Source organism: Saccharomonospora halophila 8 (assembly GCF_000383775.1).
Classification (GTDB): domain Bacteria; phylum Actinomycetota; class Actinomycetes; order Mycobacteriales; family Pseudonocardiaceae; genus Saccharomonospora; species Saccharomonospora halophila.
Window position 1 is genome coordinate 20,556 of sequence record NZ_KB912545.1, and the last position, 8,531, is coordinate 29,086.

An 8,531-nucleotide genomic window follows, 5' to 3' on the forward strand; every position below is an offset into this window, starting at 1 on the left:
GCATACGCCCGGCCGTGGGCCGACGTGGTGCTGCTCGGCGCCGCGAGCCCGGACCAGCTCGACTCGAACCTCGCGGGCGCCGCCCTGCCCGGACCCGCCGACGACCGGGATCCGGGAGCGGTCCCGTGGGGAGTGGCCGAGGACCCCGGGGACTACTGGAAGCGACGGTCGGCGCTCGCATGGCGGTGACCCTCACCCGACCGACCTCGCCCGGCCGGGTGAGCAGCCGCGTGCGGTGTCGCAGGTGGGTGGCCCCTGGTGACGTCCGATCGGGGTTTTTCACCCACGACCGCACCGGCGCCGGAGTTTTCCGGCCCGACACCCGTAGGCTTGGGGCATGCGGCGGATCATGGGAACCGAGGTGGAATACGGGATCGCGGTGCCGGGCGATGCGACCGCGAATCCGGTGCTGACCTCCACCCAGGTGGTGCTGGCCTACGCGGCGGCGGCGGACATCCCGCGCGCCCGGCGGGCCCGCTGGGACTACGAGGTGGAGTCACCCCTGCGGGACGCGCGGGGCTTCGACCTGGCCGGGCCGAACCAGCAGGGACACGATTCCGACGTCGAGGACCTCGGCGCGGCGAACGTGATCCTGACCAACGGCGCGCGCCTCTACGTCGACCACGCCCACCCGGAGTACTCGGCGCCCGAGGTGACCAACCCGCGGGACGCGGTGATCTGGGACAAGGCCGGCGAACGCGTCATGGAGGAGGCGGCGCTGCGCGCCGCGACCGTGCCGGGCCAGACGCCGCTGCAGCTGTACAAGAACAACGTGGACGGCAAGGGCGCCAGCTACGGCACGCACGAGAACTACCTGATGGACCGGACGACGCCGTTCACCTCGGTGATCGGCGGACTCACGCCGTTCTTCGTGTCCCGCCAGGTGTTCACCGGCTCCGGACGGGTGGGGTTGGGCGCCCAGGGGGAGGAGCCCGGATTCCAGCTCTCCCAACGCGCCGACTACATCGAGGTGGAGGTCGGCCTGGAGACCACGCTCAAACGGGGCATCATCAACACCCGCGACGAGCCGCACGCCGACGCCGACCGCTACCGCCGGTTGCACGTCATCATCGGGGACGCGAACCTCGCCGAGTACGCCACCTACCTCAAGCTGGGCACCACGGCCCTGGTCATCGACATGATCGAGCACGGGGTGCGGTTCGACGACCTCCGGCTGGAGGACCCGGTGAAGGCGGTGCACCAGATCAGCCACGACCCCACGCTGAAGACCACGGTGGATCTGGCCAACGGCCGCAAGTACACCGCACTCGACCTGCAGTACGCCTACCACGAGCTGGTGTCGGAGCACCTGGAGCGGGTGGGTGCCGACGAGCAGGACAAGGAGGTGCTACGGGTCTGGGGCGAGATCCTCGACGCCCTGTCGCGGGACCCGGAGGAGTGCGCCGACCGGCTCGACTGGCCCGCGAAACTGCGGCTGCTGGAAGGGTACCGCTCGCGGGACGCGCTCGGCTGGGCCGCGCCCCGGCTGCATCTGATCGACCTGCAGTACTCGGACGTGCGGCTGGACAAGGGACTGTACAACCGGCTGGTCACCCGGGGGTCGATGAAACGCCTCGTCAGCGAGGACGAGGTACGCGAGGCGGTGACGACGCCCCCGTCGGACACCCGCGCCTACTTCCGGGGCCGGACCCTGGAGAAGTACGCGAACTCCATCGCGGCGGCCTCCTGGGATTCGGTGATCTTCGACGTGGGTAAGGAGTCACTGGTGCGGATCCCGACCCTGGAACCCCTGCGGGGGACCCGGGCCCACGTCGGGGAGCTGCTGGACTCCGCCGCCACGGCCGAGGAACTCGTGGAGGCATTGACCACGTCGGGATAAACTGGACCCCGAAGATCAACGAGGTGGTCACGGAGGTCCCGGGAGCCGACGACCGAGCGTAGGCTGGAACCCACGCGGCCACACGGGAGGCGATGATGGCTCAGGAACGGATCGAGAAGCACGGCGGCGGCGACTCCGACGAGGAAGTCGAATCCGGCGCCCCCGCAGGCCAGGAACGTCGCGAGCAGATGGGCGAGGACGTCGACACGATCCTCGACGAGATCGACGACGTGCTGGAGGAGAACGCGGAGGACTTCGTGCGTGCCTACGTGCAGAAGGGCGGCCAGTAGCCGCGCGTGACGACCTCGTAGGCTTGCCCGGCAGGGCACGCCCCGACGTATCCCCGTCCCGTTCACCTTCGTCGATGGGAACAACGAGCACGCATGGAACACACTCCGCGTAACTCGGGCTTCGTGTTGCCCGCCGCCTACCTGTCGTCGGCGACGTCGTCGTTCACGGACTTCCTCCGGGCCCAGGCCCCCGAGCTGCTGCCCGGGAACCGGGCCGACGGGATGCCCGCCGCACCCCCGGTGCCCCAGGCCGGTGGTGCGGAACCACCGCACGGGACCACCATCGTCGCGGTGACGTTCAACGGTGGTGTGCTGCTGGCCGGTGACCGCCGGGCCACCACCGGCAACACCATCGCCAGCCGGGACATGGACAAGGTCCACGTCACCGACGCCTACTCGGCGGTGGGTATCGCGGGCACCGCCGGCCTCGCGCTGGAACTGGTACGGCTGTACACGGTCGAACTCGCGCACTACGAGAAGATCGAGGGCGTGTCGCTGTCGCTGGACGGCAAGACCAACAAGCTCGCCAACATGGTCAAGGCCAACCTGGAGGTGGCGTTGGCCGGACTGGCGGTGCTGCCCCTGTTCGTGGGATACGACGTCGACGCCACCGACCCGAAACGGGCGGGACGGATCGTGTCGTTCGACGTCACCGGCGGCCGGTACGAGGAGAACGCCGGATATCACGCGATCGGGTCGGGATCGGCGTACGCGAAGTCGTCGCTGAAGAAGCTGTACGACCCGGAGGCCGACGCCGAGACCGCGACCAGGGCCGCGATCGAGGCGCTGTACGACGCGGCCGACGACGACACCGCCACCGGGGGGCCCGACCTGGTGCGCCACATCTTCCCGACGGTGGTCACGGTCACCGCCGAACACGGAACGGTGCGCACCCCGGAGGAGGAGACCTCGGAGATCGCGCGGGCCGTGGTCCACGACCGGACCGAACGCCCCGGCCTGCTGGGCTGACCCCCGCCGGGCCCGTGGCGGCCCGGCGGCGCCGACCCGACCAAACCCGATTCGATTAGTTCCGATTCGACGAGCAGAGCGATTCGACGAGCAGAGCGGAGCGAACGCCAGTGACGATGCCGCTGTACACCTCCCCCGAACAGCTGATGCGCGAGCGGTCCGAACTCGCGCGGAAGGGGATCGCGCGGGGACGGAGCGTCGTCGTGCTCAAATACCGGGGCGGAGTGCTGTTCGTGGCGGAGAACCCGTCGCCGACACTGCACAAGGTCTCCGAGATCTACGACCGGATCGGGTTCGCCGCGGTGGGCCGCTACAGCGAGTTCGAGAGCCTGCGCCGCGGTGGGATCCGGCACGTCGACCTGCAGGGCTACCAGTACGACCGGCGCGACGTGAACGCCCGCGCGCTGGCCAACGTGTACGCGCAGACCTTGTCGACGATCTTCACCGAGCAGTTGAAGCCGTTCGAGGTGGAGATCTGTGTGGCGCAGGTGGGTGCGGACTCCGACGAGGACGAGCTGTACCGGCTGACCTACGACGGTTCCATCGTGATGGACCAGCCGAAGTACGTGGTCATGGGCGGACAGACGGACGCGATCAACAGCAAGCTCACCGACAGCTTCACCGACGGGATGGATCTGGGCGCGGCGCTGTCGGTGGCCGTGGGGGCGCTGCGCGCCCCGTCGTCCGGCTCCTCCGGCTCCTCCGGCTCCTCCGGGTCCGGTGGCACGTCCGGCTCCTCCGGTGACGGGGACACGGAACCGGGCAAGTTGGAGGTCGCGGTGCTCGACCGGGAGCGGCCGGGCCGGAAGTTCCGCCGGATCACCGGCGCGGCGCTGGAGGCGCTGATGCCGGCCTCCCCGGGTGGCCCGTCGGACTCCTCGCCGGAGGGCGCGACCACGGACGGGAACGGGTCGGCCGGAGGCGGGTCGGCCGAGTAGGGGCGGTTCCGCGATGGTCAGGGTCACCGGCCTGTACAGCTATCCGGTCAAGGGGTGCGCGGGAATCCCGCTCGACGCGGGGGTGCTGTCCCCGGCCGGGCTGGAGCACGACCGCACCTTCATGGTTGTCGACCCCGCAGGCGGGTTCCGCAGCCAGCGCACCGACCCGCGGCTGGCGCTGGTGCGGGCCGGTGTCGAGGCCGACGGGTCCGGCGCGGCGGGAACGCTGACTTTGTCGTGCGCGGGGGCGGAGACCCTCCCGGTGACGGTGGAGACCGAGGGGCCCCGCCACCCGGTGCGGATGCACGGCAGGGCGTTCCACGGCGTCGACCAGGGCGACACCGCCGCCGGGTGGGTGTCGACGGTGCTGGGCCGGCCGAGCAGGCTGGTGCGGGTGCCGCCGGAGCACGACCGGGAGACCACCGGCCGCACCCCGGGCACCGCGGCCTACGCCGACAGCAGCGCGGTACTGCTGATGACGCGGCGCAGCCTGGACGAACTGACCGCCCGGTTGCGCGCACGCGGCGCCGACCCGGTGCCGATGGACCGGTTCCGGCCCAACGTGGTGGTCGACGGCTGGGAGGCGCCGCACGCCGAGGACGAGGTGCGCCGCGTCGCGGTGGGGGAGGCGGAGCTCGGGTTCACCAAGGTCGCGGTGCGGTGTGTGGTGACGACGGTGGACCAGGACCGCGGCGTGCGTGTCGGGCCGGAACCGTTGCGCACACTGGCGGAGTACCGGCGCACCCCGGACGGGGTCGCCCTGGGCACACGGTTCGCGGTCACCCGCCCCGGCAAGGTGTCGGTCGGTGACGAGGTGCGGGTTTCGGAGTGGGCAGGGCCGTGACCGGTGCGGCGCGCCGGTGGCCGGGACGTGCCCGGTGACCGGGCCGGTGTCCGGCACCGACGACCTGCCCGCGGCGGAGCGGTTCGACCACTGCCGTGCGCTGATGGAACCGGCCCCTGCCCCGCTGGAGCCGGTGTGTGCCGATCCGGCCGGGTTCCGGATGTCGCAGGTGGACGTGACCGTGGATTCTCTCCGGGTGTGGACCATGGAGTTCGCCCCGGTGACGTTTCGCCGCACCGAGCGGCTGATCGAACGGTCCGACCCGGAGACGTACAACGTCGTGCTGGTGCGCGCGGGTGCGATGGACCGGGTGGCGGCCACCGGGGAGACCGCGTACGGGCGGGGTGACCTGCATGTCGACGACTCCTCGCGCCCGTACGAGTTACGGGCGCGGGGTGCCCCGACGATCTCGTGCGCGGGGGTCGAGATCCCCAGGGCGTTGCTTCCGGTGCCCGGCGACCGGGCCGATCTGCTGATCGGGCGTCGGTTGTCCGGCCGGGACGGGTTCGGGGCCCTGTTGGCCGGCACACTGGCGCAGATCTCCGCCGACCACGGGTCGTACCGCCCCGAGGACGAGCCGCACCTGGCGACGGTGGTGTGTGACCTGGTGGCGGGACTGTTCGCCCGGGTGGTGGGGGAGGACGCGGACGCGGTGACGCCGGAGAGCCGCCGCCGGGTCCTGCTGCAGCGGGTGCGGTCGTTCATCGATCAACGGCTGCACGACCCGGAGCTGACGCCGGGTGTGGTCGCCGCGGCGCACCACATCTCGACCAGTTACCTACACCGCCTCTTCCAGGAGGACGGCGTCGCGGTGGCGGCGTGGATCCGGCGACGGCGGCTGGAGCGTGCCCGCCGGGATCTGACCGATCCGGTGCTGAGCACGGTCCCGGTGCACCACATCGCCGCGCGGTGCGGGTTCCGGCACCATGCGGCGTTCACCCGCGCGTTCCGCACCGCCTACGGGGTGCCGCCCCGGGACTACCGTGCCGCGGCGCTCGCGACGCCGGGGTAGACGCATCGTCAAGAAGGTGTGCACGCCATGCCAACGACTCCGAGGCCGGATCCGGGCACGCTGTGTCGTGGCAGTCGGCCCGCCCGAGGGGCGCGGCCGGGTGCCGAGGCACGGTCCGGACGAGGACGAAGGAGTTGTGGGCGAGCATGCGGACACGTGGGGTGGCGGCGGTGTTGACCGCTGTCGGCGCGATGACCGGGGGTTCCGTGCTGGTGGCGGCGCCGGCGTCGGCTGCGGCGTACAACGGTGCGTGTGGGGCCGGGTACGGCGTGGTGAACGAGGCGGACATCGGTTCCCTGGGCACCGTGTACCTGACCTACAACGCGAGCAGCGCGATGAACTGCGTGGTCACGGTGCGTGACGATCCGGGGGTGCGGCTGGCGATGTTCGCCGGTATCGCCCGCGCGGACGACCCGGCCTGGTACGCGGTGGATCAGGGGGACTACACCACGTACGCCGGTCCGGTCTACCGGTATGCACCCGGGACGTGTGTCACCTGGGGTGGTGCGATCTCGGGGGAGTACGCCGGGGACGAGAACACCAACTGTGGCTGAGCGGAAGGGCGATGTCCTGCGCGAGCGGGTGTTGTCGCGGTGAGGGGGAGGTGGGTGGGCGCGGTCTCCGCCGTGCCCACCCACTCGTCGTGCCCGCGTCCGGACCGGCCCCGGGCCGCGGGTTACGGATTCGGTGGATTTCGTTCACCGTACTGCGGCCGAGAGCGCCTACCCTTGAGGGATGCAGCGTCGGATCTTTGGGATCGAGACCGAGTTCGGGGTCACCTGCACCTTCCACGGGCAGCGCAGGTTGTCGCCCGACGAAGTGGCGCGCTACCTGTTCCGGCGGGTGGTGTCGTGGGGCCGGTCGTCGAACGTGTTCCTGTCGAACGGCTCCCGGCTGTACCTGGACGTGGGTTCCCACCCGGAGTACGCGACCGCCGAGTGTGACGACATCACGCAGCTGGTGACGCACGACAAGGCGGGGGAACGGATCCTGGAGGATCTGCTCGTCGATGCGGAACGGCGGCTGGCCGACGAGGGCATCGGTGGGGACATCTTCCTGTTCAAGAACAACACCGACTCGGCGGGCAACTCGTACGGGTGTCACGAGAACTATCTGGTGACGCGGGCGGGGGAGTTCTCGCGGGTGGCGGACGTGCTGTTGCCGTTCCTGGTGACCCGGCAGTTGGTCGCCGGGGCGGGCAAGGTGCTGCAGACGCCGCGCGGGGCGGTGTATTGCCTGTCGCAGCGCGCGGAGCACATCTGGGAGGGGGTGTCCAGCGCGACGACCCGCTCCCGGCCGATCATCAACACCCGCGACGAGCCGCACGCCGACGCCGAGCGGTACCGCAGGCTGCACGTCATCGTCGGGGACTCGAACATGGCCGAGCCGACGACGTTGCTGAAGGTGGGCGCGGTGCACCTGGTGCTGGAGATGGTGGAGCAGGGGGTGCAGTTCCGGGACTTCACGCTGGACAACCCGATCCGCGCGATCCGGGAGGTGTCGCACGACCTGACCGGCCGGCGGCCGGTGCGGCTGGCGGGGGGTCGGGAGGCGTCGCCGTTGGAGATCCAGCGGGAGTACCACGCGCGGGCGGTGCAGCACGTGGAGGCCAACGACTCGGGGCCGACGGCGCGGCAGGTGGTGGACCTGTGGGGCCGGGCGTTGGACGCGGTGGAACGGCAGGACTTCTCCGGCATCGACACCGAGATCGACTGGGCGATCAAGCACCGCCTGGTGGAGCGGTACCGGGCGAAACACGATCTGGACCTGTCGGACCCGAAGGTGGCGCAGCTGGATCTGGCCTACCACGACATCCGCCGCGGTCGGGGCATCTTCGACCTGTTGCAGCGTAAGGGCATGGTGCGGCGGGTGACCGACGACGGGGAGATCGAGGCGGCCAAGGACACGCCGCCGCAGACCACGCGGGCGAAGCTGCGGGGGGACTTCATCGCGGCGGCGCAGCAGGCGGGCCGGGACTTCACGGTGGACTGGGTGCATCTCAAGCTGAACGACCAGGCCCAGCGCACCGTGCTGTGCAAGGACCCGTTCCGCGCGGTGGACGAGCGGGTGGAACGGCTGATCGCCTCGTTGTGAGACCTGCCGCCGGTGCCGCCTCGGGTGGGGTGCGTCGGTGTGGGCCGCGCGCGTGCGGGCCGGTGGAGTGGCTAGGGTGGTTCTGTGTCCACCGCCCGTGCTGAACGCCTGGTCAACCTGGTGCTGGCGCTGCTGTCGACGCGGCGGTATCTGACCGCCGACCGGGTGCGGCAGATCGTGCCCGGCTACCCGGACGTGGCGGGGGATGAGGCGTTTTCCCGGATGTTCGAGCGGGACAAGGCGGAGCTGCGTGAGCTGGGGATCCCGGTGGAGACCGGGCGGAACTCGGTGTTCGACGGGGTGGAGGGCTACCGGATCGCGCGCCGGGACTACGAGCTGGGCGAGATCGACCTGGCCCCGGACGAGGCGGCGGCGGTGGCGCTGGCGGTGCGGCTGTGGGATTCGCCGGAGCTGACCGGGCAGGCGCACGGGGCTCTGGTGAAGCTGCGGGCGGCCGGGGTGGAGGTCGACGACCAGTCGGCGACGCTGGTGGAGCCGCGGGTGCACACGGACCCGGCGTTCGCGCCGCTGCTGTCGGCGGTGC

General features: G+C 71.1%; 8 protein-coding genes and 2 pseudogenes. All 10 read left to right on the forward strand.

The window, feature by feature from the left end:
- Positions 1-189 (forward strand): annotated as a pseudogene (locus SACHA_RS26125) (aldo/keto reductase); the annotation flags it as partial.
- A 148-nt stretch (positions 190-337) separates the two neighbouring features.
- The gene (dop, locus tag SACHA_RS0110830) at positions 338-1,840 is read left to right on the forward strand and encodes a depupylase/deamidase Dop (protein WP_019809610.1); all 1,503 of its coding nucleotides are present in this window, start codon (positions 338-340) and stop codon (positions 1,838-1,840) included.
- A gap of 95 nt (positions 1,841-1,935) precedes the next feature.
- On the forward strand, positions 1,936-2,130 hold the full coding sequence (locus SACHA_RS0110835) for a ubiquitin-like protein Pup (RefSeq protein WP_028663073.1): 195 nt from the start codon (positions 1,936-1,938) through the stop codon (positions 2,128-2,130).
- A 93-nt stretch (positions 2,131-2,223) separates the two neighbouring features.
- Positions 2,224-3,099, forward strand: a complete 876-nt coding sequence (gene prcB, locus SACHA_RS0110840) for a proteasome subunit beta (protein WP_019809614.1) — start codon at positions 2,224-2,226, stop codon at positions 3,097-3,099.
- 110 nt (positions 3,100-3,209) lie between these two features.
- On the forward strand, positions 3,210-4,037 hold the full coding sequence (gene prcA / locus SACHA_RS0110845; protein WP_019809616.1) for a proteasome subunit alpha: 828 nt from the start codon (positions 3,210-3,212) through the stop codon (positions 4,035-4,037).
- 13 nt (positions 4,038-4,050) lie between these two features.
- On the forward strand, positions 4,051-4,881 hold the full coding sequence (locus SACHA_RS0110850; protein ID WP_019809617.1) for an MOSC domain-containing protein: 831 nt from the start codon (positions 4,051-4,053) through the stop codon (positions 4,879-4,881).
- A 34-nt stretch (positions 4,882-4,915) separates the two neighbouring features.
- Positions 4,916-5,893: a helix-turn-helix domain-containing protein gene (locus SACHA_RS26440; RefSeq protein ID WP_019809619.1), complete on the forward strand. Its 978-nt coding sequence runs from the start codon at positions 4,916-4,918 to the stop codon at positions 5,891-5,893.
- 146 nt (positions 5,894-6,039) lie between these two features.
- Positions 6,040-6,447 (forward strand): spore-associated protein A, encoded by a 408-nt coding sequence (locus SACHA_RS0110860; protein ID WP_157601662.1) that lies wholly within the window; start codon positions 6,040-6,042, stop codon positions 6,445-6,447.
- A 181-nt stretch (positions 6,448-6,628) separates the two neighbouring features.
- Positions 6,629-7,987, forward strand: a complete 1,359-nt coding sequence (gene pafA, locus SACHA_RS0110865) for a Pup--protein ligase (protein WP_019809623.1) — start codon at positions 6,629-6,631, stop codon at positions 7,985-7,987.
- 84 nt (positions 7,988-8,071) lie between these two features.
- Positions 8,072-8,531 (forward strand): annotated as a pseudogene (locus SACHA_RS21535) (WYL domain-containing protein); the annotation flags it as partial.

Excerpts from the sequence above, each read along its gene's own strand:
- SACHA_RS0110835 (WP_028663073.1), top strand. The coding sequence starts at position 1,936 with ATGGCTCAGGAACGGATCGAGAAGCACGGCGGCGGCGACTCCGACGAG.
- SACHA_RS0110860 (WP_157601662.1), top strand. The coding sequence starts at position 6,040 with ATGCGGACACGTGGGGTGGCGGCGGTGTTGACCGCTGTCGGCGCGATG.
- prcB (WP_019809614.1), top strand. The coding sequence starts at position 2,224 with ATGGAACACACTCCGCGTAACTCGGGCTTCGTGTTGCCCGCCGCCTAC.
- dop (WP_019809610.1), top strand. The coding sequence starts at position 338 with ATGCGGCGGATCATGGGAACCGAGGTGGAATACGGGATCGCGGTGCCG.
- SACHA_RS0110850 (WP_019809617.1), top strand. The coding sequence starts at position 4,051 with ATGGTCAGGGTCACCGGCCTGTACAGCTATCCGGTCAAGGGGTGCGCG.
- pafA (WP_019809623.1), top strand. The coding sequence starts at position 6,629 with ATGCAGCGTCGGATCTTTGGGATCGAGACCGAGTTCGGGGTCACCTGC.